The following is a 22,554-nucleotide window of genomic DNA, read 5'->3' on the forward strand; positions in this document are numbered from 1 at the left end:
GGCGACGGCCCTGTCACCGGTGCACCGAAGTGCGAGTCGGCGTTATATTTCAGAGATGGCCAGCAGTTGGAACAGTCTCGGCAAGCAGCTCGGCGTCATCGCCAAGGAGCAGGGGCCCAAAATCGTGCGCAAGCAGGGGCCGCGACTGCTCGAGAAGCTGGTGGACGCACTGGCGACCAAGTCCGGACCCGCCGTCGCGGTGCGTCCGACAGCCTCGACACCCGTGCCGACGGCGCATCGCGCCCGCCAGATCGTCTATTGCCCGCAGCTCGACGGGCGCGCCGACCCCGGCGAGATCGTCTGGACCTGGGTGCCGTTCGAAGAAGACCCGACCAATGGCAAGGACCGCCCGGTCCTGGTGGTCGGGCGCGACCGCAAGACCCTGCTCGGGCTGATGCTGTCGTCCAAGGCCGACCGCGCCCACGACCGCAACTGGGTCGGGATCGGCGCCGGGCCGTGGGATCACGACGGCAGGCCGAGCTGGGTGCGGCTGGACCGGGTACTCGACGTGCCGGAGGACGGCATCCGGCGCGAGGGCGCCATCGTCGAGCGCAAGACCTTCGACCTGGTCGCGCACCGGTTGGTCGCCGAATACAGCTGGAGCTGAATGACAATCGAACCCCGACCCGGGTACACCGGATCGGGGTTCGATGGTTCGTAGCTAGGAGTGCACGTCCTTGGACCGGCCGAAGATCAGGCCGTAGAGCAGCGCCCCCAGCGCCCCGCCGATCAGCGGGAACACGATGAACGCCCACACCTGCGCCATCGCACCGTCCTGGTACGGCGCGACGCCCAGGCTGCGCGCCGGGTTCACCGAGGTGTTGTCGATCGGCAGCGACACCAGGTAGACCACCGTGAGAGTGACGCCGATCGAGAGCCCGGCCAGCGGCACGTCGGAGATCTGATCGGTCGAGGCGAGCACCACGAACACCAGCAGCGCGGTGAGCATCACCTCGATGATGATGGTGGCCGCCAAGCCGTATCCGTTCTGCACGACGACCTCACCGAGGGGCCCCGTCACCGCCGACGGGCTGTGCGCACCCCAGCCGTTGGCACCGAGACCGTCGACCGGGCGGTCGTAGGCGGGCAGATTGTTGGCCAGCGCGAACAGCACCAGTCCGGCGAGGAACGCGCCGACCAGCTGGGCGATCACATAGCCGACCGCGCCGATCGCACTGATCCGCCCGAGCAACATGTGCCCGAGCGTGACAGCCGGATTGACATGGCAGCCCGAGATCGGCCCGATCGCGTAGACCAGAAACATCAGCGAGAGCCCGAAGGCGAAGGCGACGCCGAGCGCGCCGACCCGATCGCCCGCCAGCACCATCGTGCCGACGCCACAGATCACGAGGATGAAAGTGCCGAGACCCTCGGCCGCCCACTTCTTCGGCTCGGGGATTACTTCGATTTCGACGAGTTCCTGTGCAGTGGGAGACATCGGCTGCCACCTCTCCGGGAGGAATCATCCCCGCGGCGAGCGGGGTCCGCACGAGCCTCTCGGACATTACGCGAGGCGGGTGACCTCCACAACGACCTCCAGGTCTGTCGAGCCGCCGCCGGAGAACACACCTTTCAACGGCGGCACATCGGCGTAGTCACGTCCGACACCGACCGACACGTGCTGTTCGTTCACGGCGAGATTGTTGGTCGGGTCATACCCCCACCACTGTCCGGTCCATGCCTCGATCCACGCGTGCGACTGGCCCGCCACCGTCTCGCCGATCGCCGCGCCCGGCTTCGGGTGCAGGTAACCGGACACGTAGCGACTGGGAATACCCATGCTGCGCAACAACACCAGCGTCAGGTGGGCGTAGTCCTGGCACACGCCACGGCGCTCGGCGAAGGCCTGCAACGCCGAGGTGTGCACCGAGGTCGTGCCCGCGATGTAGTCCATTTCCTTGTGCACCCACTCGGCAGCGCGCACCACCGCCTTGGCCGGCTCCTCACCGCGCGAGAGCTGGCGCGCCACGGTCGCGAGTTTGCGATCGCGCGGCACATAGGCGGTGGGGCTGAGCATTTCGTCGAACCGGTCGACGACACGCCCGCCCTGCAGTTCGTCCCAACTCAGTTCCTCGGCGGGTTCGGCGAACGGTTCGGTCTCGACCACCGAGGACCCGGTCACCTCGAGTTCGGTGTGCGGTGCGTGCAGGTCGAAGGCCGTGACCGCGGTGCCCCAATAGTCGGTGTAGCGATAAGCCCTTGTGGCGGGCACGGTTTCGACGCGATTGAGGATCACGTTCTGCCTGCTGTCGGCGCGCGGGGTGAGCCTGGCCTCGTTGAACGATCGCGTCACGGGCGCGTCGTAGACATAACCGGTGGTGTGCACCACCCTGATCCGCCAACTCATAGCTCTCCCTCTACCTGCACGCGGCCGTCCTGCTTGCTGCGCACATCGGTCCACGCCACCCACGGGGCGGCATGGAAGTACTGGCGTGACACGGCTTCACTGAGCTCACGGCACGATTTCTGCAGGGCGAGCAGGCGGCTCTGCAGATCTTCCAACAACACTCCAGGCGGCAGGAATTCGAGTTCGCTGCGCGCGCGTCCGAGCACCCGTTGCGCCTCGTGCCGCGCGCCGACACGACTGCCCGGTCGCTGATCGAGCTCGGTCAGGCAGGCCTCGGCGACCCGCAGCGTGTGGAACACCGAACGCGGGAACAGGCGGTCGATCAGGATGAACTCGGCGACCCTGGCGGCGTCGAGGGCGCCGCGATGGGTGCGCAGGTAGGTGTCGTGCGCGCCCGCCGAGCGCAGCACCGTCACCCAGGCGGGCGAGGAGGTCTTGTCACCGGCACGCGAGAGCAGCAGCCGCACCATCATGTCGACGCGTTCGATGGAGCGGCCGAGCAGCAGGAAGCGGTAGCCGTCATCACGACTCAGGGTCGAGTCGGTCAGTCCGGTGAACATCGCCGCCCTGCCCTTGATGTAGGAGAAGAACTCGTGCGGGCCGAGGCCACGTGCCGCCCGCTCCGCCGCGGCCATGCCGTTGTAGGTGGCATTGAGGCACTCCCACATCTCACTCGAGGTGACTTCGCGTGCGCCGCGGGCATTCTCGCGGGCCTTGGTGATGGAGTCACTGATCGAGACGCCGTGGTCGTGGCTGTAGGCGACGAGATCGGTGACCGACCACACGTCCAGGCGCAGGCCCTCGGGCGGTTCGATCCCGAGCACCTTCAACAGCACGCGGGAGGTGCGGTCCGCGTCGACGGTGGCGTCTTCGAGCAGTTGGTGCACTGCCACGTCCAGGATGCGCGCTGTGTCGTCGGCGCGCTCGACGTATCGGCCGATCCAGTAGAGGGATTCGGCGTTTCGCGCAAGCATGTCTCTATTCCCCGATCAGCCGCTGTGTCTGCTGCTGTTGCTGCTGTTGCTGATTGGCCTGCGGCGTGCTGAGTTCGCGACCGATCTCGAACGAATCCGCTTGCGGCGGTTCGCTGACGAGTTCGGGTCCGGCCAGTTCCCGGTCTTCGGTCCCCGAGCGCCCGGCCAGCACCCAGGTGTCCTTGCTGCCGCCGCCCTGACTGGAGTTCACCACCAGCGAGCCCGCCGGCAACGCGACCCGGGTGAGACCGCCGGGCAGCACCCAGATGTCGTCGCCGTCATTGACCGCGAACGGGCGCAGATCCACGTGGCGGGGCGCGAGATCGTCGCCGATCTTGGTCGGCACCGTCGAGAGCTGCACCACCGGCTGGGCGATCCAGCCACGCGGGTCGGCCTTGATCTTGCGCTTGATCGCCTCCAGCTCGCGCGGCGACGCGTCGGGCCCGATCACGATGCCGTAGCCACCGGAGCCCTCGACCGGTTTGACCACCAGGTCGCCGACCCGATCGAGCACTTCCTCGCGCTCGTCGTCGAGCCAGCAGCGGAAGGTGTCGACATTGGGCAGGATCGGCTTCTCGCCCAGGTAGTACTCGATGATCTTGGGTACGTAGGTGTAGATGAGCTTGTCGTCGCCGACGCCGTTGCCGACCGCGCTCGAGATCACCACATTGCCCGCGCGGGCGGCGTTGAGCACCCCGGCGACGCCGAGCACGGAGTCGGGGCGGAAGTGCATCGGGTCGAGGAAGGTGTCGTCGATGCGCCGGTAGATCACGTCGACCTGACGCTCTCCCGCCGTCGTGCGCATGTAGACGACGTTGTCGCGGCAGAACAGGTCGCGACCCTCCACCAGTTCCACGCCCATCTGCCTGGCCAGCAGGGAATGCTCGAAGTAGGCGGAGTTGTGCACGCCCGGCGTGAGCACCACCACGGTCGGGTCGACCTCGTTGGGCGCCGCCGAGGCCCGCAGCGCGCGCAGCAGGTGGCCCGGATAGTCACCCACCGCGCGCACCCGATGCGAGGAGAACAGATCGGGGAAGACCCTGGCCATCGTGCGCCGGTTCTCCATCACATAGGACACTCCCGACGGCGAGCGCAGATTGTCCTCCAGCACCCGGAAGTCGCCTTTTTCATCGCGGACCAGGTCGATGCCGGAGACGTGGATGCGCACACCGTTGGGCGGTACCAGCCCGGCGGCCTCGCGATGGAAGTGTTCGCACGAGGTGACCAGCCGCTTGGGGATCACCTGATCGCGCAGAATGTTCTGTTCGCCGTAGACGTCGGCCAGGAACAACTCCATCGCGGTGACCCGCTGTTTGATCCCGCGTTCGAGTTTGGCCCACTCCGCGGCGGCGATCACCCTCGGCACCAGATCCAGCGGGAAAGGCCGCTCCTGACCCGAGAGGGAGAAGGTGATGCCCTGATCGATGAACGCGCGGTCCAGCGCGTCCGATCGTTTGGCCAGGTCATCGACGTCATTGGCCGCCATCGCGGCGTGGATGCCCTTGTAGGGCGCCCGCACTTTTCCCGACCCGTCGAACATCTCGTCGAACGCGTCGGCGAAGCGTCCCGGGCCGTACCCCTCGAACAAGCCGGTGTGCGTGGCTGCCGGGTGGCCGTTCGTTCTCACCATCGCCGGTGATGCAGATCGAGCCGTACCCGGCGCAGTGGTGGAGGTCATGACAAAAACTGTGCATCACCCGGCAGCAGCGTCGTGTGTGACACAGGTAAATTCTTTGCATCACCTGAAAGGGGTGAAATCGGCGTCGTCTCCCCGGTCCGGTGGATCCAGGGCCGATTTCGCCGGGGGGTGCCGAGCTGGTAACCTCGATATTCGGCGCGGTGTTACCCGTAGTTCAGCACCAACTGCTGCATCGTGGGCGCGCGCCCGACGAGCTTTCAAGGAACACCACCCAGCGACAGGAAACCAGAGGATACAGGCGTGGCCAACATCAAGTCCCAGATGAAGCGGATCCGTACCAACGAGGAAGCGCGTCAGCGCAACCAGTCGGTCAAGTCCGCGCTGCGCACCGCGATCCGCAACTTCCGTGCGGCTGCCTCCAGCGGCGACAAGGAAAAGGCTGCTGAGCAGCTGCAGTTCGCGAGCCGCAAGCTCGACAAGGCCGCGTCCAAGGGCGTCATCCACGCCAACCAGGCGGCCAACAAGAAGTCCGCGCTCGCGCTGGCTCTGAACAAGATCTGATCGTCGGCGAGCTAATGCTCGCTGGTAATACCTCGCAAGACGCAGCCGCCGTGGCCTCGATGACCACGGCGGCTTTTGTCGTTCCCTTCCACCAGCTACCATTCGCGCCATGTTGACGGTGTACGCGAATCAGACGGTGGTACGAGGCGATGACCTGGCCGAGGTGATCCGCGCGGCGGAGATCCTCGGCATCGGTCTCAAGGTCGAAAATGTGATGGTGCCCGACGAGGACGGTGGTTACGGCGCCGCGTGGATCGTCACCCGCGAAGACGAGGTTCCCCTCTACGACGAGTGGGAGGGACGCTACGACGACCTCGACGACGACGAGGATGTGGACATCTCGCTCGTCGTCGCCGGCGAGTAGCTCAATTCACGCAGGGCACCTGCCCCGAGGTGATGTCGCTGCGGACCGGCGTGCCCGCGTCGGGAGTCTCCGGCTCCGACGCGGTCGTGCTGGTCTGCCAAGCGCCCGCGGTCGACTCCGACGACCACGCGGCCGGCGGTTCGGTGCGTTGTCCCGTGCGCTCGACCGTGGTAGCGGTCGGTACGGGCATACCGAAGGCCGCGGCGATCTCGCGGCGGATCGCGGGCCGGTCGACGATGTTCACGTCCTGGCCGTTGATCACGTCGTAGCGCAGCACCGGCAGGGTGCGGAATTCGACCTGCGGATCGTCGGCGGTACCGAGGGTGCGGACGAATTCGGTCATGTTCCAGCCGTCCGACAGCACGATATTGCGATGCGCCACATCCATCAGCGACGAGAGCTTGCCAGGGTCGGTGAGCGTGCCCGCGCTACGTAACTGTCGAGCTACCGAGGTCAGGAACGCCTGCTGACGGTGGGTTCGGTCCAGGTCGCCGTTCTCCAGCCCGTGTCGTTGCCGGACGAAGGCCAGCGCCTGCGCCGGATTCAGCTGCTGGCGGCCCGCGGGGAAATCGGCGCCGGAGAACTCGGTGTCCTTCACCGGCTTGTTCAAGCAGACTTCCACGCCACCCAGCGCGGCGGCCAGATCGTAGAACCCTGCCAGGGTGACCTCGGCGAACCGGTCGATCGGCACCCCCGTCAGGTCCCGGACCGCGGCCACGGTCGAGGCCCGCCCCGCCTCCCTGCCCGCCTGTTCCAGCTTGCGCTTATCGGTGATTCCTCGTGCGATCAGCTGGTCCTGCACGGCCGCCTTCTTCAACCCGTACGTCTCCTTGATCTTGGCGTGGGTGTAGCCCGGGATGCCGATGACCGGCACATAGTCGTCGCGCGGAATCGACACCGCGACGATCTTGTTCATCGAGGCCGGAATGTGCACCAGGATCAGCGTATTGGCGTTGTATCCGCCCTCGTCACCGTCACCCGCGTGCAGTTGATCGAGGACCTCGGAGGGCAGTTCGTTGCCGTTCTGATCGCGCCGGGTATCCAACCCGATCAGCAGGATATTGAGATCGCCGCCGAGTGAGTGCGGTGCGTCGTCACCGATCGCCCGCGACCGCAGGAACCCCGCGTCGAAAGTCCCCGCCGTCGTCCACCCATACGCCGTCACCAGGACTACCGCTGCCGACAGCACCGCCGCGACAACCTTCACCACCTGCCGCGCTATTCGCCCCGCCGAGCCCCGACCGCGTCGACCGCGCCCGCCTTGTCCATCCCGGCTACCACTCGGCTCAACCATCTCATGATCAACTGTGCCAGCCGCGACAGTGAACAGACATCGCGATTCGATCCCGATTGGATGGCGGTGCGGCGCGCCTGTTCAGTGGGTGCCGAGATCGGTTCAGCCGGTGGCGCGCAGGTCCAGGATGCGAGCGAGGGCGTGTTCTACGGCGTAGGTGGCGTCGGCGGCGCCGCCCTTGACATCGGCGTTGAGGGTGGCGACTACCCGCAGGGCGGTGCCGATGGTGGTGGGGTTCCAGCCGCGGGCTTGGGCCTGGGCCTTCTTGATCTTCCAGGGGGGCATGCCGAGTTTCTGGGCGAGGGCGAACGGGTCGCCGCGACCTGCCGAGCCGACTTTGGCGATGGTGTGGACGGAGTCGGCGAGTGCGTCGGCCAGCAGGACGTGGGGGACGCCGCGGTCGGTGGCCCAGCGCAGGGCCTCCATCGCGCCGGGGCGGTCGCCGGCGACGGCCAGGTCTGCCACGTCGAAGCCGGTGACCTCGGCTCGGCCGGAGTAGTAGCGCCGGACCGCGTTCGCGTCGACCTTGCCACCGGTGTCGGACACCAATTGCGAACAGGCGGCGGCCAATTCGCGCAGTTCCGAACCGACGGATTCGAGCAGGACCTGAACGACTTCGGTCGGCACCTTGACCCCGAGCGCCCGGAACTCGCCGCGCACGAACTCCACTCGCTCGGCGCCCTTGTTGAGTTTCGTGCACTCGTGGACGGTCGCGCCCTTCTTCTGCAGCGCGGGTGCCAGCGCCTTGGCGCGCCCGCCTCCTGAATGCAGAACCATCAGCACCACGCCGTCGGGCGGATCGGCGGCAGCCTCGGTGATCACCGCGACCGCGTCCTTGCCTGCTTCGGCGGCCGACTCGAGCACGATCACGCGGTCTTCGGCGAATAGCGACGGACTGAGCAACTCTGCCAGCTCCGCAGTACTCGCGTCACCGGCGCGCAGTCGATCGACGGGCACCGAGTCCGGATCGGGCGCGCAGGCCCGCACCTGCGCGGTCACCTTCGCAACCGCGCGTTCGACCAGCAGTTCCTCGTCGCCGAGGACCAGATGCACCGAGGCAGGGCGTTCGCTCACCAGCCGATCCTACGTACGCCCACCGACAACCTGGACACGCGCCGCCTTCCCGCGCCGCACCCGGCGACTTGCCCTGAACCCATGCCCACGCCATCGAGGCGCTGGTCCGTGCCGCGCACGCGGTGCGGTTCGACGGGACGTGACAATCCGTAGGTCAGCGGCGGTACCCACGATCACGACATCACCATTTCGGTCGGTCCGAGCCACGGATGTGCCCAGCGCGGCAAGGGTGGTAGTCACCGTTGGGTGCGGATGACCGAAGGTGTTGCCTGACCCGGCACTGATCAACGCCAGGCGCGGGCCGACAGCACGCAGGAATCCCGGTGTGGTGGTGCGTGATCCGTGATGCGGCACCTTGAGAATGTCGGCACGCGCATCACCGCCACGCACAATCCGGTCCTGCGCCTCGGCCTCGATGTCCCCGGTGAACAGGATCGTCCCGGCCGACGTACGAGCCCGCATCACCAGCGACCGATCGTTGGCCTCATCGGCCGCCAATGATGTCGGCACCTCCCGGCTCGGGGTCAGCACACGTAATCCGACTGTCCCGAAGGTCATCTCATGCCCTGCGTGGAGTTCCATCAGCGGAATACCGGCCGCGCCGGCGAGTTCCGCCACCCGCTCTACTCCACCAGTGTCATCACTATGGCCATGCGATTCCCACTGGGAAACACCGTGATCCGCTGACCGGCTATCGCCCGTCGCCAGCCTCTCCCCCGGGGTCCCACTCGGGCACACGACCTGATCACCTCCCGTCCGCGGCCGCGCGTCAGCGTCCACAGCCGACGCTCGCTCCGCCGGATGTGAGGCCGCCGTCGGCTCCGGTTCCCATGGCGCGGTCGATGTCGCCGAGTGCGACGGCGTTCCGACGAAGCCGTCCGGCGGCAATGGTGAAACCGCCACGTCCGCCGAGGGCACCTGCGCAGCGATTACACCCGGTGCGCGCGGTGGCGATACCGACGATTCCACAGGGTGCGGTGGCTCTCCCGCGGCCGCTGTTGGGCGCGAGGGAGTTCCGGTTGGCGCCGCGAGGTTCGGCGGTGCCGGCACCGAGACCGACGCCGACTCGTGGGTTCGGTGTGCGACGGCACAGGTTCGGGCGATAGCTGGGCGGAGTTCGCCTGGGGCGGTGGCTATCGCGTCGACGGTGCGGCCGCGGAGTGCGCCCGCGAGGCCGTTGATGTGGTCGGCGTGGGGGTGGGTCAGGACGAGCAGGGGAATGTGGGTGATTCTCAGACGGTCCAGGCAGGCCCGCATCGGGCGAGGGTCGGGGCCGACGTCGATGACGACCGCGGCACCAGGAGCGACCGACAAGGCCAATCCATCGCCCTGGCCTACGTCGCACATCGCGAGCACCCAACCCGATGGCGGCCAACCAGGCTGCAAGAAGCGCACCGGGAGCAGCACTATCGACACGCCCAACGCCGCTACGGCGAGGCATCTGCGGGTGTGCGACCAACGCAAGGCCGCCACGACGGCAACGACGATCACCGCTGCGACCACTCCCCCGACCGCGCCTCCCGGCACCGTGACCGTGGCGCCCGGCACCGCGGCAGCACGATCGGCGACGCCGAGCAGCCACCACATCGGTAGTCGGGCACACCAGAGCACCCACACCGCACCATCACCCCACACGCACGCCACCACCGCGCCCACCGCACCGATCACCGTGATCAGCCCTACCACCGGTGCGACGAGCGCGTTCGCCACGATCGCCACCAGGCTCACCCGCCCCGACAGGGCCACCATCAGCGGCAATGTGACGACGAACGCCGCCGCCGACACCGCGACGATCTCCGCGGGTGCGCGCCACCACCCGCGCGCTCGCAACCAGTCGGCCCAGCTGGGCGCCAGCAAGATCAGCCCCGCCGTGGCGAGAACGGACAGTGCGAATCCCGCGCTCACCGCCAATTGCGGTGCGACAGCGAGCAATCCGATCACTGCCGCACACAGCGCCGGTAGCGCCTGCTTGCGTCTTCCGGTGAGCAGAGCCAGCACTGTCACCGAGCCCATCGCCGCCGCGCGCAGCACACTCGGGTCGGGACGCGCGATGACGACGAACAGTACGACGACTCCCGCCGCCGCGGTGGCACTGGTTCGCGGACCAGCCGTGAGCAGTCGAGTGAGCGCCAACAGGGCCGTCAACAAGATCGTGAAGTTGGCACCGCTGACGACACAGAGGTGCTGCAGCCCAGCAACTTCGAACGCGTCGCGCACTTCTTCTGACAATGCGACGGTATCGCCGACGACGAGCGCGGGCAGCAACCCTGCCGCGGCAGGTGGCAATGCTCTGGCGGACGCTTCGACCAGATCCGATCGCACGCCCGCCGCGAGCCGCTGCCACCACGGCGGCTCGCCGATCCGCTTCGGTGCATCGGTGGCGTGCAGGGTGGCAACAGTCAGATCCGCGCGGTTCGGCTCGCTGACCTCGGCCCGGAACCGCACCACCTGTCCAGGCGACAACTCGGCCCATTCGCGACCCTGCGCGAGCACCACGATCGAACCGCCGGCCTGCGTCCACGCCGGGCCCTGACCGAACTCGCGCAGACCTGCACGAACAATCCACCGCCGCTCGCCACCGAACCCACCGGCGCGCATGGGCTTCGCGTCGTCGGTGACGACGGCGAGCACGTTCACCGATCGACCGAACGACTCTCGCAGCGGGTGCGACTGGACATGATGCTCCTGCCAAGCACCCGCGGCCCCGAAGCCCGCCCCGAGCAACATCGTCGCCAACCCGGTCACCGCGACAACCCGCCACCGCTCCCGCCGATGCGCCATCGCCCACAGCAGCACCACCCACAGCAAGATCGCCACCACCACGGCACCCACCGCCAACACCAACCCCGCGACCCACCCCATGGTCACCGCGACGATCGTCGCCACCCAACACCCGAGCGCCGCGGGCACCAGCCGCATATCTAGCACCTGCTGCCCCGGCTGCTCCTCCCCCACCGCTTCGTGCTGCTCCGCGCCCGTCCGCCGACCCTGCGCCGGTCTTTCCACTTCAACCGGCAGCCACGCCGACCACGTCCGTCGATTCTGCCCCGACTGCTCCCGCGACCTGTCCTCGCGTTCCTCCCGCGACCTGCCCTCGCGTTCCTCCCGCGACCTGCCCTCGCGTTCCTCCTGCGACCTGCCCCCGCGTTCCTCCGCACCCGCCCGTGTCCGCCCCCGCGCCTCTCGCTGTTCAGCTCCCACACGTTGCACCACTGTTGTTGCTCGGTGCCGTGCCAACGCCTCCAGCAACGTTCCCTCGCCCGGCGCGACCGTCATCCGTCAGCCACGTCGTCATATCCGGGCGTACCACTGCCCGTGCTACCCGCGGGCAGGTCTGCGGCACAACGGGTTTCGCCCAGCGTGCTCAGACATGTCGGCCCGACGATGTCGTCCGATCGGGGTGCGCAGTCGTCCGACGCCTGCAAGGTCTGATCTGTGGCGTGCTGAGTTCCGTGCCGCGCGCAGGGCCACATCGGGCAGCTCATGCCATCGCCGCCACACACGCGGCACTCCGGTGATAATCGTCGGCGGTGCGCGAACTTTCACGCTCGCTGCTGCGAAATGTCCGAAGGATCATGTCGTCACCAGGTCGCGCAGTCGGGCCAAGCGCGCGGGGCCGATGCCGTCGACCTCGCCGAGTTGAGCGACGTCGGCGAAGCGACCGTTGGTCGAGCGCCACGCGAGGATCGCTTTGGCAGTAACCGGGCCGACGCCGGGTAGCGCGTCCAGTTCGGCTTCGGTTGCGGTGTTCAGATCGATGCGAGATTTTCCTGGCGTACCGCCCCCGGAGCTGGGGCCTACGGTATTCGAACCCACCGTGCTCGATCCGGCCGTGTTCGAGCTCGCGTTGTTCGGGCCTGCGGCGGGTGCGCGACCCGCGCCGATCATGATGCTGCCGAGGCGGGGTTGTCCGACTTGGGGGTCGGTGGCGCCGACGACAACCTGGTCGCCGTCGGAGAGCCGTTGGGCCAGGTTCAGGCCCGCCAGGTCAGCGCCTTCTCTGGTGCCGCCCGCCTTCTCGAGTGCGTCGGCGATCCGAGAGCCGTCCGGCAATCGGTGCAGCCCTGCCCGTTCGACCAAACCGACCACACTGACGACAACATCAGCGCTCGCGGTCGGGCCCGGACCGGCCATCGCCGCTGCCACGGTGGTCGGGCCGGGCTGAACCGCAATGCTTTCCGCCCGCAGTACCGGCACCGGCGGCACCGCCCGGGCCACGGGCTGATCGCGCAGCACCATCACCCCGGTCAGCACCACCGCGATGACACCGACCAGGCCGAGCACCAGCGCGCCGCGACGACCCGGATCCAGCCGTGCTTCACGAAAGCGCTCGGGCACCAGCCGATTTCGCCCACGCGAGGCACCGTCGTCGAGCCACACCGGCGGCCCGACCGCTCCCGCGGGTCCCGATGACGGTGCGAGTTCGTCGTCGTCCCAGTGCCCTCGGTCGTCATCAGTGCGCGAATCAACCGTCCCGGAACCCATCCCGGACTCGCGCAGCGGCTGACGGCTCGGCCGCTCTCGCTCGCGGACCGCCAGACCACCCAGCCGCTGCCGTACCCGCTCGTGCTCTTCGTGTCGTGACATGGCAGCGACGTTATGCCGACGCCGACCTGACGAACCCACGCTGACCTGGGCCGGAAAGAAACCTGTGGATAACTCCTGCCCTGTGGATAACTCACCGCTCAGCAGACCTCGTACCCGGGATCCGGCCTGCCCGAATAGATACCGTGCGCTCATGGCCGATTCGACGTATTCAGGTACCCATGGAACTCGCACAACGATTCCGCGACTTCGCACTCCGGGAAGCGCGCGACAATTCCCCGCTCTATCACCGACGAGCACTGGATATCAGCGCGGACCCGGCGGTGTTGGCGCTGATCGCCCAATTGCCCACGGACAAGCAACAACCCAACCTGATCCTGGCCGCCGCGCGAGTGAATGGTGCGACCGCGGTTCCCTACAGCGAGTTCAGCGAACAACTACGCGAGAACTGGCCGGCGATCTCGGCCACAGCACTGACCCGGCGAACGCAGACGAACGAGGCGGGCCGGGCGGCGGCCTTACTGCCGGTGCTGGCCCGGCTACCCGGACCGCTGTCACTCATCGAGGTCGGCGCCTCGGCCGGATTGTGTCTGTACCCGGACCGTTTCAGCTATCGGTACGACGCAGCCGCGCTGGATCCGTCCGACGGTCCGTCGCCAGTTGTATTGACCTGCACGACAACCGGTCCGGTGCCGATCCCGGACCGGCTCCCCCGAGTCGTCCATCGGGCGGGAGTGGATCTGAACCCGCTCGACGCCGGCGACAAGGACGACCAGCAGTGGCTGTCCGCCCTCGTCTGGCCGGGTCAGGACGAGCGGCTGGCTCGGCTGCGCGCGGCCTGTTCGATCGCGGCCGCGGATCCTCCGACCATCGTTACCGGCGACCTGAACGAGCAGATCATCGACTTGGTACACGGAGCACCACACGACAGCACGGTGGTGGTGTTCCACAGCGCGGTGCTCAGCTATCTCTCGCCGCGGGCACGAGCGGACTTCCGGGCGACGGTGCGGGAGCTGCCCTGCCACTGGGTTTCGCAGGAGGGCCCCGGGGTGCTCGCCTCGCTCGTCGACCGGTTGCCGGCGCGCGAGTCGGCGGCGGCTCGGTTGGTACTCGCTCTCGACGACGAGCCGCTGGCTTTCGCCGGGCCGCACGGCCAGTCGCTGGACTGGTTCGGCCCGGCGTAGCGACCTCAGATTCGGCGCATCACCGACACGACACGGCCCAGGATGACTGCTTCGTCGCCGTCGATCACGGAGTAGGCGGGGTTGCGTGGTTCGAGTTGGACGTGGCCGTTGCGGCGGCGGTACACCTTGACCGTGGCTTCCTCGCCGATCATGGCGGCGACGATATCGCCGGAGTTGGCTTCGCGCTGACTGCGGACCACGACGAGGTCGCCGTCGCAGATCGCGGCGTCGATCATCGAGTCACCACGCACCCGCAGGCCGAAAACCTCACCGCGCCCGACCAGTTCACGCGGCAGGGTCATCACGTCGTCGGGGTTGTGCTCGGCCAGGATCGGGGTGCCCGCGGCGATGTCGCCGACGACGGGCACCGACACCGAGGCGTCGGAATCGGCGGCGGGGGCGCCACGCAGGAACAGGCGCACGTCTATGGGGCGGGTCATGGTGGCGGCGCGACGCAGGAAACCGTCCTCCTCCAACGCCTTCAGGTGTTGGGAGACCGTGGATGTGGAGCGCAGGCCCACCGCGTCGGCGATCTCCCGTGTGCTCGGCGAGTAGCCGTTGGCGAGCACCGAATCCCTGATCACGGCGAGGATGTGTTGCCTGCGGGGAGGCAGGTTCGCGGCGTCGAGGTGGTCGAAGTCGTCGTATCCGGTCATCGGGGAATCGTAGATCCCCATGCGATCACCACTTCAGTGCAGGTTCCTCGCGAAACAATTCGACAGCGGCAGGACGTGATAGGGCGCGAACAGCGGAATCCGGTGATAGCCACTGCGCTCGTAGAAGCGCACCGCGTCGGGCTGCAGATGGCCGGTCTGCAGGATGATCCGGGGCTGACCGGCCGCGCGGACAGACGCTTCGGCGGCTTGCAGCAGCGCGGTCGCGGTTCCGGTGCCCCGGTAGGAGAGGCGGACGAACATCCGCTTGAGTTCGAGGTCACCGGCGTTCCAGCGCAACGCGACGTGGCCGACGGGCTCGGCGCCCGAGTACGCGACGAATGTTCGGTGCACGGTCTCAGAATCGACCGACATGGGCGCGGGGCCGCGCAGTGTGAGCTCGAGGTGCGCGTAGCGGGGACCGACCTCCGCCGACATCTCCGCGCGCAGCAGCTCGGCATCCGGGTCGTCCCACTCGACCACGAGTACTCGCGGCGAAAGGTCGGTCTGTGGAGAAGTGTTGCCAGCCATGACTACCACGGTAGGCACCGGATCATCGCCACCGGACTGATTGCCCTCAGCGAGATTCTGAACCGGCACCGATCAGACACATCCGCCCGGCAACACCGCGACGCCGAGTGCGCCGATACCGAGGTGTACACCGAGTGCGGGGCCGAACTCGGCGACGTAAAGTTCTTGAACCTCCGGCAGCTGCTCACGCAGTTGCGCCGCGATGTTCTCGGCAGCCTCGGGTGCACCGAGGTGCTGGATGCCGAGGGCCGCGCCGTCGGACGCGGCCGCGTCGACCGCGGCGGCGACCAGCTTGGCGTAGGCGCGCGATCTGGTTCGCACCTTCTCGCGCATTTCGAGCTTGCCCTCCACCAGCTGCAGCAGTGGCTTCGTCACCAGTTCGCTGCCGAAGAACGCGGCGGCGCTGCTGAGCCTGCCGCCCTTGCGGAGTTGCTCGGTACGGTTGACCAGGATGAACGTGCGAGAACGGGTCGCGGCCGACACCGCGCACTCGTAGACGTCGTCCAGCGGTTCACCGGCCGTCGCCCTGCGCGCGGCGGCCAGCACCGGCAGACCGGTGGCAAGACCGGCGCCGAGCGAATCGACCACGCGCACTCGATCTTCGGCGCCCATGTCGCGCACCGCCTGGCGACCCGATTCCCAGGTCGCCGACAACCGGCGCGACAAGTGCACCGCGACAACCCCGGCACCATCGCTGTGGCTCAACGCGCGTTCGTAGGCTTCGCGCAGTTCGCCGGGCGAAGCGGCCGAAGTGGTGACCGAGTCCGCCGTGTAATCGATCTCGATCGGGTCGATGCCATCCCGGATCTCACGCTCACCGACGAGCACATGCAACGGCACCACTTCGATACCGAGCTCGGCGACCAGATCGGCGGACAATCCCGCCGCCGAATCGGTGACCACCACAACGGCCACGGACTACCGGACCTCCTGCAGCGCCTTGGTCATCGCCGTCGCCACTGCCGCGTGCCCAGCCCAGCCCCAGTGGATGCCATCCGGGTTCGCGGACCCCGACTCGATGTCGTCACGGACGGCCTCAGCGAGGTCGACGAGCGGCACCGCGGTGCGACCGGACCACGCCTGCAAGGCCTTGACCGCCCGTGCCCGACCCCGGTGCACCCGCCCGTAGGCATCGCACTTGTGCACCGAGGGCAGCACCGCCACGACGGGCAGCTCAGGACGCAGATGGTTCAACGCGGTACGCGACTGTTCCAGGTAGTCCACGCTCACCCGCGGCGGAAGGGCAACCGGGCGACCGAGTTTCGACAGCTTCGGCTGCAACCAGTTGTAGGACGCGCGCACGCCACGGCGCAAACGCGGCGGACGGATGTAGCGGATCATCTCCCGCAGCGCGGTGGGCAGCGGGGACGGCAGAGTGTCCATGCCGCCGACGGCGAACACGACCGCTCCGGCGCGTGGCACCGCGGCCCACACCCGAGGATCACCGATCAGTGCCCAGTACGCATCGCGGCAGGTCCAGCCGATCCGCGCGATCAGCTCGACATCCCAATCCAGCTCCGCGGCGACCATATTCGGCCAGATCCGCGGATCGTCGGCAGGCAGCCCGCCCTTCGGCCCGTAGTAGGCGAGCGAGTCGGCGATCACGAGCAGCACTGGACGCGGCGCGGCCGACTCCACCGGCCTGGGCGACACGGCTTCCTCGACGAGCAGCGAACCGGCCGGCTCCGCAACGACCAATTCACCATGCGAGGCAGCAGGGTTCGCGGCCGCCTCGACTGCGAGATCCGCGTCAGTGGCAGGCGAAGATGCCGGCAAGCTGTCCGAGGTATCGAGGTCCACGCCGGGGAGTGCGGCGGGAGGATCGGCCTGCGCATCAGCAGATCCGGTTTCGGCGGCGGCCGTCACCTCAGCCGAAGAAACTTCGGACGAGGTAGTGGCGTCGGACTGAACCGGACCAGTCGCATCCGGTCGGAGTGGTTGCAGCGCAGCCAGATCCGTCGGTCCGGCGGTATCCGCGATCGGCTCGACGACTGCCGGGTCATCGACGGATTGCTCCACGGACAGATCGCTGCCGGAGACCGCATCCGCATCCGCCGTAGCGAATTCCACAGTGGACTCGACGGTATCAGCCTGTACCGCACCGGAATCCGCATCGACGAGTTCGTCTGTCGAACCGTCATCTGCGGCAACGTCCACCGATGCCGTGACACCGGAAGTCTCGCTGTCGGCTTCCTGCACAGCAGAACTGGATGCGACGTCGACAGCGTCGTGTGCACCCTCGGCATTGTCACCGATCGAGGTCACCGCACTATCGCCGTCGATACTGCCGTCCGGGGAAACATCGGCGGCCGAGGAGTCGGAATCCGCTGTCCCCGAGCCGGACTCGACGGCGCCTGCCGCCGAGTCGACCGGCTCGGGCTCAGCGACGACCGGCGCGGGAAGCGGGCCGAACAGGGCATCGGGCAGCGATCGTGCGCTGCGCGCGGTGACCTGCTTGAAGAGTTCGTCCGGTACCGAACGGATCGGCTCCTCGCGCTCTGCGCGCGCGGGCCGAGCGGGTGGCGGGCCGAATAGCGCGTCCGGCAACTGCCGTCCGGCTTTCGCCGTCACCTGCTGGAACATCTCATCAGGTACTGATCGGTCGGGCTCTTCATTGGACATCGGGAGCTACCTTCGCCGCTGCGTTCCACACATCGAGGCGCCAGCCGGGTCGGTCGATATCCGGGCCGTGACTGGAAAGCTGCACCCAGCTGGTATTGGCCAGCCCGCCGAGGGCAGGCCAGTTCTCCGGTGGCAGTTCCAGCAACGCGGCCGTCAGAGCAGCGATCAACCCGCCGTGCGCAACCAGGATGATAGTCCGACCGGGCCAATCCTGCCGCTCGTTGTACAGTTCGCGCACCACGGGCAGCGCACGCGCGCCGACCTCGAGCTTGCTCTCGCCACCGGGCGGTGTGTAGGTGGCGTCGAGACGCCACTGCACCCGAGCGCCGGGGTAGTCGGCGTCGACTTCGAGGTGGGTCAGGCCCTCCCAGTCACCCAGGTTGGTCTCGCGCAGCCGCGGATCGGTGATGACAGGCAGATCGGTGATGTCACCGAGCGCCTGCGCGGTTTCCTTGGCGCGACGCAGATCGGAGGCGTGGATCGCGATGGAGTTGCGTGAACCCAGTTCGCGCGCAGCCTCTTTGGCCTGCTGGCGACCGAGTTCGGTGAGATCGGTGTCGATCTGGCCCTGCATCCGGTCGGCCGCGTTCCATTCGGTCTGCCCGTGCCGCAACAGGATCAGGTTGCGCACATGGGCGTACTTACTCACTCGTTGATTCCCTCTACCTGCGCGTCGTCGTCCGCGGCCGGAGTCGGGAGTGCGGCGATGCCCTCGACGGGAACCGCCGGGCAGTCACGCCACAGGCGCTCGAGTGCGTAGAAATTGCGCTCGTCGTTGTGCTGGACGTGCACGACGATGTCGACGTAGTCGAGCAGCGCCCAGCGACCCTCACGGGTGCCTTCGCGACGGACCGGCTTGTGGCCGGCTTCGCGCAGCTTGTCCTCGATGTTGTCGACGATCGCGTTGACCTGGCGCTCGTTGGGCGCCGACGCGATCACGAAACAGTCGGTGATCACCAACTGCTCGGACACGTCGAGCACGACGACATCGGTGGCGAGCTTGTCGTCGGCCGCGAGTGCGGCGACCGTGGCCATCTCGATCGCTTCGGTTGAGGCACTCATGCCATCTCCTTCTGCAGGGTCAGACCCTCGCTCATGTGACTCAACGTCAGCTACCTTCCGTTCCTGCGGGCACGTAGAGGTGCCGCTTCGATATGTACTGCACCACGCCGTCGGGGACGAGATACCAGACCGGCCGACCCTCCGCGGCGCGGCGGCGGCATTCGCTCGACGAGATGGCCAGTGCGGGGATCTCGACCATCGTCACGGCGTCGGCGGGAAGGTCCCGCAGATGCTCCTCGAGATGATCGGTGTTCAGTTCGTAACCCGGTCGGCTCACCCCGACGAACTTCGCCAGTTCGAACAGTTCGGTCCAATCCTGCCATGTCAGGATGTTGGCCAGCGCGTCCGCACCGGTGATGAAGTACAGCTCCGCGTCGGGGTGCGCGTTTTGCATCTCGCGCAGGGTATCCACGGTGTAGGTGACCTTGTTGCGTTCGATGTCGGCCCGGCTGACAGAGAACCTCGGGTTGGATGCGGTGGCGATGACTGTCATCAGGTAGCGATCCTCGGCGGGGCTGACCTGCTTGTTGACCTTCTGCCACGGCTGGCCGGTAGGTACGAAGATCACTTCGTCGAGCTCGAACCGGTTCGCGACCTCGCTCGCCGCGACCAGGTGGCCGTGGTGGATCGGGTCGAAGGTGCCGCCCATTACACCGAGCTTGCGACGCGGCCGAGCTGTTTCGTGCATGAGGTCTGAGCTTAATCCGGCCGACGGGACCGGGGCGGACCGGACTACTCCGGGGCATCGCGGCGCTCGCGAGATCCCGACGCCTGCGCGCACATCTGGGCGAACTGGGCACGGGTGCGTTTCAGCTCTTCGACGAGGTGCGCGGCCGGGTCGGCGGCGACCCGGCGATTCAGTTCGATCAGCAACACGTCGATCGTCACCCACCACGGCCCGCGCACGCGCCCCCGGGGTCCGCGCAGTTGCAGCCAGGCGGCGGCGCGCAGGCAGCGGGCCCGCGGCACGATCTTGTCCTGTTCGCCCCACAGCCCCGCGGCACGCAGGTAGCCGCCGAGCGCCTCGGACTCCTGCCCACAGCACTCACGAGCAACGGCCTCCGACCACACCAGATCGGCATGGCGGCGCCGCTGCTCGGGCGAACCGGCGATCAGCCGCGCCGCCTCGGCGAACTGCCACGCGGCCTGGCGGTAGCGACCGAGGTGGTTCAGCGATTCAGCGAACTGGGCGCGCACCAGCGCGAGCTCACCGGGTGGGTAGCCGACGGCGCCGCTCAGCAGGGTCCGGTCGAACGCCACCACCGCCTCTGCGTGCTTGCCGGCCCGATGCCAGGCACGACCGGCGACCAGCCACAGGTGTACCGAGTCGGCCTGGGAGATCGGGCGCCAACAAGCCGCGGCCGAGGCGGCGGCGCGAGCCACATCACGGTCGCGGCCCGGCTGGGCGGCGACGGCGGTGACCAGCTGGGTACGCATCGCGGCGAGTTCTCGCCCACCCAGTTCACCGGCGCCGACGACAAGCGCCCTACGCAGCTGTTCCTCCGCCGCCGCGGGGGCGTCGGCCAGGCGCGCGGCGGCGATCCCGGCCAGGCGCCGTGCCGCACGGGCCCCTGCACCCGGCGCAAGATGCCGAGCCGCGACACCGAGCGGGCTCGCCGTGCCCGGCTCGGCAACGGTGCCCTGCCCCGAACCCGTCGCGGGTTGCGGGGAGCCTCCTTCGGCTACGGCCGTGCCCGACCCGGCGATGGGTCGATCTCCCGAACCTTCAGCGGGACCGCCCGGAATGATGGGTTCGACGCGGGGGCGATCGTTGTCGTTCGCGAACGGATCGGTCACCGAGCGGACCGCGCCCACCGACCGAGCACGTAGCCCGACCGCACCATCCCTACGTCCGATATCCGTCGATCGGATCGCTCGTCGTCGCGCGACGCCCCTGCCAGCATGGGCGTGATCTTGGTTGCCGTGCCATGTGAGGCGCTTAACGTCGGCTGAAGTGCTCAGGCAGTGGGGCGCTTCGACTTCGGGAGTTTGGCGACGACCGCGTCGTAGGATGCGTCGATCAGTTCGCGTAGTTCGTCGTCGGGCACCGCGCCGCTCACGCGGATGCTGTTCCAGCCGTAGCGGCCGATGTAGGGCGACACGGTGACATCGTCGGGGTAGATGTTGACCAGTTCATCGGCTTCGGTGCGGTCGCGACCGCATTTGAGGCTGATCGACGTGCCGGCACCGAGGAACGCGAACACTTTGTCGCCGACCTTGGCGACGGTGTCGCCCTCCCACGGCTCGTCTTCCCAAGCGCCCGGTTTGGCCAGACAGTAGGCCGAGACGTCAACACTCATCGTCAGCTCCTTCAGACGGGCAACAACCTGGAGACCACCTCGGTCAGCTGCCGAGCTGATCGGCATTCGTGCATCTCGATCACCGAACCGTAGTCGCGAGCCGCTGAATCGCCTGTCCCCCAAAGGTTTTTGGGTTCGGGATTCAGCCAGTGCGCGTGCCGGGCGGTGCCGACCAGTTCGCGCAGGGTGTCCAGTTGTGGGTTGCGATAGTTGGTGCGACCGTCACCGAGGACCAGTAGCGAGCTGCGACTGGTGACGGCTTCGCCGAAGTTCTCGGCGAAACTGGTCAGCGCGTAACCGTAGTCGGAGTGCCCGTCGGCGTCGATGATGCGCGATTCGGTGAAGATCCGGGTCATCACGTCGTCGAGGCCCGCGTATGGCTCGAAGAACCCGGTGACCTCGTCGGTGCGGTCGACGAACGCGAAGATCCGCACCCGCGAGAACTGCTCACGCAGTGCGCTCACCAGCAACAGCGTGAAGTTGCTGAACCCGGCCACCGAGCCCGAGATATCGCACAGCAGTACCAGTTCCGGCCGGCCGGGACGAGGTTTGCGGTTCACCAGGTCGATCGGCACCCCACCGGTCGACATCGACGCGCGCAGGGTTTTACGCAGATCGATCTCGCCGCGCCGAGCCCGTTTGCGCCGCACCGCCAGCCGAGAGGCCAGGATCCGGGCCAATCGCTGGGTACCGCGCCGCAGTTCGGTGAGCTCGCGTTCGGAGGCGCGTAAGAAGTCGGCGTCCTCGGCCTGACGGGCGACACCGTAGGTCGCGACGCGTTCGCGCCCGATCTGTTCGGCCACGCGCCGGTTGGTCTCGGCTTCCACACTCGCCCGGAACCCCGCGATGCGTTCCCTGGCGACGCGGCGGGCGACCTCGGTGTCTCGCTCGCTCGCGTCGGGGGGCAAGGCGAGGCCGGCGAGCACCTTGGCCAGCAACGACTGGGGCGCAAGATCTTTGAGCGCCTGGTACGCGGAGAACGACGGCCCGCGCGCGGACTGGTACTGCCCGAGTTGCTCGACCACCTGCCCCGCCAGCAATTGCTGTTGGGGGCCGCTGTCCTCGGCGGCGAGCAGTTCGGCGAGTTGCTCGCGTAGGGCAGCCAGGTCGATCTGTCCATCGGGGGTGCGCGGCAGGTCTGGAGTCTCGGCGCTGCGATCACCCACGGCGACGGGGAACCACAGGTCGAACAGTCCGTCGAAGGTGGCGCGGTGGGTGGGCCTGCGCAGCAGCGCACAGGCCAGTCCCTCGCGTACGGCCTCGCGATCGAGCAGGTCGAGCACGGTCAATACCCGCCCGGCGTCGACGGTCTCCGACGGTCCGACCGGCACGCCGCGGGCTCGGAGCGCACCGACGAAACCGGCGACGTGGCCACCGATTCCGTGCGGTGTCGGCGCGGTCATG

General features: G+C 67.9%; 22 protein-coding genes. 4 read left to right on the forward strand and 18 right to left on the reverse strand.

Annotated elements, in window-relative coordinates:
• Nucleotides 1-55: 55 nt before the first annotated feature.
• A complete protein-coding gene (locus ACFWO8_RS19630) occupies nucleotides 56-607 on the forward strand; it encodes a type II toxin-antitoxin system PemK/MazF family toxin (RefSeq protein ID WP_378952864.1) in 552 nt (183 codons plus the stop codon).
• Nucleotides 608-661: 54 nt separating this feature from the next.
• Here ACFWO8_RS19630 and ACFWO8_RS19635 read toward each other — a convergent pair whose 3' ends face one another.
• The 4 genes from ACFWO8_RS19635 to ACFWO8_RS19650 all read right to left on the reverse strand — a co-directional run bounded on the left by ACFWO8_RS19635 (nucleotide 662) and on the right by ACFWO8_RS19650 (nucleotide 4,951).
• A complete protein-coding gene (locus ACFWO8_RS19635; RefSeq protein ID WP_378952867.1) occupies nucleotides 662-1,438 on the reverse strand; it encodes an aquaporin in 777 nt (258 codons plus the stop codon).
• Nucleotides 1,439-1,504: 66 nt separating this feature from the next.
• Entirely contained in the window at nucleotides 1,505-2,347 is an 843-nt protein-coding gene (locus ACFWO8_RS19640; protein ID WP_378952870.1) for a transglutaminase domain-containing protein, read from the reverse strand.
• Nucleotides 2,344-3,321 carry an alpha-E domain-containing protein gene (locus ACFWO8_RS19645; RefSeq protein ID WP_378952873.1) on the reverse strand — a complete coding sequence of 326 codons (978 nt, stop codon included), beginning with the start codon at nucleotides 3,319-3,321 and terminating at the stop codon, nucleotides 2,344-2,346. The genes ACFWO8_RS19640 and ACFWO8_RS19645 overlap by 4 nt, the downstream gene beginning before the upstream one ends.
• A gap of 4 nt (nucleotides 3,322-3,325) precedes the next feature.
• Complete coding sequence (locus ACFWO8_RS19650; protein WP_378952977.1) at nucleotides 3,326-4,951, reverse strand: circularly permuted type 2 ATP-grasp protein; 1,626 nt, start codon at nucleotides 4,949-4,951, stop codon at nucleotides 3,326-3,328.
• 309 nt (nucleotides 4,952-5,260) lie between these two features.
• Between ACFWO8_RS19650 and rpsT the strand changes: the two genes are divergently transcribed.
• Together rpsT and ACFWO8_RS19660 are read left to right on the forward strand one after the other, a co-directional pair.
• The gene (rpsT, locus tag ACFWO8_RS19655; RefSeq protein ID WP_378952876.1) at nucleotides 5,261-5,521 is read left to right on the forward strand and encodes a 30S ribosomal protein S20; all 261 of its coding nucleotides are present in this window, start codon (nucleotides 5,261-5,263) and stop codon (nucleotides 5,519-5,521) included.
• Nucleotides 5,522-5,630: 109 nt separating this feature from the next.
• Entirely contained in the window at nucleotides 5,631-5,885 is a 255-nt protein-coding gene (locus tag ACFWO8_RS19660) for a hypothetical protein (protein WP_378918766.1), read from the forward strand.
• Nucleotide 5,886: 1 nt separating this feature from the next.
• Here ACFWO8_RS19660 and ACFWO8_RS19665 read toward each other — a convergent pair whose 3' ends face one another.
• The 4 genes from ACFWO8_RS19665 to ACFWO8_RS19680 all read right to left on the reverse strand — a co-directional run bounded on the left by ACFWO8_RS19665 (nucleotide 5,887) and on the right by ACFWO8_RS19680 (nucleotide 12,840).
• Entirely contained in the window at nucleotides 5,887-7,095 is a 1,209-nt protein-coding gene (locus ACFWO8_RS19665; RefSeq protein WP_378952879.1) for an LCP family protein, read from the reverse strand.
• Between the two features lie 186 nt (nucleotides 7,096-7,281).
• Nucleotides 7,282-8,253 (reverse strand): DNA polymerase III subunit delta, encoded by a 972-nt coding sequence (holA, locus tag ACFWO8_RS19670; protein WP_378952882.1) that lies wholly within the window; start codon nucleotides 8,251-8,253, stop codon nucleotides 7,282-7,284.
• A 9-nt stretch (nucleotides 8,254-8,262) separates the two neighbouring features.
• Entirely contained in the window at nucleotides 8,263-11,172 is a 2,910-nt protein-coding gene (locus tag ACFWO8_RS19675; protein ID WP_378952885.1) for a ComEC/Rec2 family competence protein, read from the reverse strand.
• Between the two features lie 654 nt (nucleotides 11,173-11,826).
• Entirely contained in the window at nucleotides 11,827-12,840 is a 1,014-nt protein-coding gene (locus ACFWO8_RS19680; protein ID WP_378952888.1) for a ComEA family DNA-binding protein, read from the reverse strand.
• 179 nt (nucleotides 12,841-13,019) lie between these two features.
• Here ACFWO8_RS19680 and ACFWO8_RS19685 point away from each other — a divergent pair, with 179 nt between their 5' ends.
• The gene (locus ACFWO8_RS19685) at nucleotides 13,020-13,982 is read left to right on the forward strand and encodes a DUF2332 domain-containing protein (RefSeq protein WP_378952891.1); all 963 of its coding nucleotides are present in this window, start codon (nucleotides 13,020-13,022) and stop codon (nucleotides 13,980-13,982) included.
• A gap of 5 nt (nucleotides 13,983-13,987) precedes the next feature.
• Here the strand turns inward: ACFWO8_RS19685 and lexA are convergent, their stop codons facing one another.
• From lexA to ACFWO8_RS19735, 10 genes are all read right to left on the reverse strand, one after another.
• Nucleotides 13,988-14,638 (reverse strand): transcriptional repressor LexA, encoded by a 651-nt coding sequence (gene lexA / locus ACFWO8_RS19690; RefSeq protein ID WP_378952982.1) that lies wholly within the window; start codon nucleotides 14,636-14,638, stop codon nucleotides 13,988-13,990.
• Nucleotides 14,639-14,671: 33 nt separating this feature from the next.
• Nucleotides 14,672-15,166, reverse strand: a complete 495-nt coding sequence (locus ACFWO8_RS19695; RefSeq protein ID WP_378952894.1) for a GNAT family N-acetyltransferase — start codon at nucleotides 15,164-15,166, stop codon at nucleotides 14,672-14,674.
• A 72-nt stretch (nucleotides 15,167-15,238) separates the two neighbouring features.
• On the reverse strand, nucleotides 15,239-16,081 hold the full coding sequence (locus tag ACFWO8_RS19700) for a DegV family protein (RefSeq protein ID WP_378952897.1): 843 nt from the start codon (nucleotides 16,079-16,081) through the stop codon (nucleotides 15,239-15,241).
• A 3-nt stretch (nucleotides 16,082-16,084) separates the two neighbouring features.
• Nucleotides 16,085-17,788: a diglucosylglycerate octanoyltransferase gene (gene octT / locus ACFWO8_RS19705; protein WP_378952900.1), complete on the reverse strand. Its 1,704-nt coding sequence runs from the start codon at nucleotides 17,786-17,788 to the stop codon at nucleotides 16,085-16,087.
• Nucleotides 17,778-18,437: a histidine phosphatase family protein gene (locus ACFWO8_RS19710; protein ID WP_378952903.1), complete on the reverse strand. Its 660-nt coding sequence runs from the start codon at nucleotides 18,435-18,437 to the stop codon at nucleotides 17,778-17,780. Before ACFWO8_RS19710 ends, octT begins: the two co-directional genes overlap by 11 nt.
• The gene (gene rsfS / locus ACFWO8_RS19715; RefSeq protein ID WP_056821472.1) at nucleotides 18,434-18,850 is read right to left on the reverse strand and encodes a ribosome silencing factor; all 417 of its coding nucleotides are present in this window, start codon (nucleotides 18,848-18,850) and stop codon (nucleotides 18,434-18,436) included. Before rsfS ends, ACFWO8_RS19710 begins: the two co-directional genes overlap by 4 nt.
• A 46-nt stretch (nucleotides 18,851-18,896) precedes the next feature.
• Complete coding sequence (gene nadD / locus ACFWO8_RS19720) at nucleotides 18,897-19,538, reverse strand: nicotinate-nucleotide adenylyltransferase (RefSeq protein WP_101463962.1); 642 nt, start codon at nucleotides 19,536-19,538, stop codon at nucleotides 18,897-18,899.
• A 44-nt stretch (nucleotides 19,539-19,582) separates the two neighbouring features.
• Nucleotides 19,583-20,647 (reverse strand): hypothetical protein, encoded by a 1,065-nt coding sequence (locus ACFWO8_RS19725; RefSeq protein ID WP_378952906.1) that lies wholly within the window; start codon nucleotides 20,645-20,647, stop codon nucleotides 19,583-19,585.
• Between the two features lie 161 nt (nucleotides 20,648-20,808).
• Nucleotides 20,809-21,150: an MmcQ/YjbR family DNA-binding protein gene (locus ACFWO8_RS19730; protein WP_378952909.1), complete on the reverse strand. Its 342-nt coding sequence runs from the start codon at nucleotides 21,148-21,150 to the stop codon at nucleotides 20,809-20,811.
• 11 nt (nucleotides 21,151-21,161) lie between these two features.
• Nucleotides 21,162-22,553, reverse strand: a complete 1,392-nt coding sequence (locus ACFWO8_RS19735; RefSeq protein ID WP_378952912.1) for a VWA domain-containing protein — start codon at nucleotides 22,551-22,553, stop codon at nucleotides 21,162-21,164.
• Between the last annotated feature and the right edge of the window lies 1 nt (nucleotide 22,554).

It is taken from the genome of Nocardia sp. NPDC058480 (assembly GCF_042720495.1).
GTDB lineage: Bacteria > Actinomycetota > Actinomycetes > Mycobacteriales > Mycobacteriaceae > Nocardia.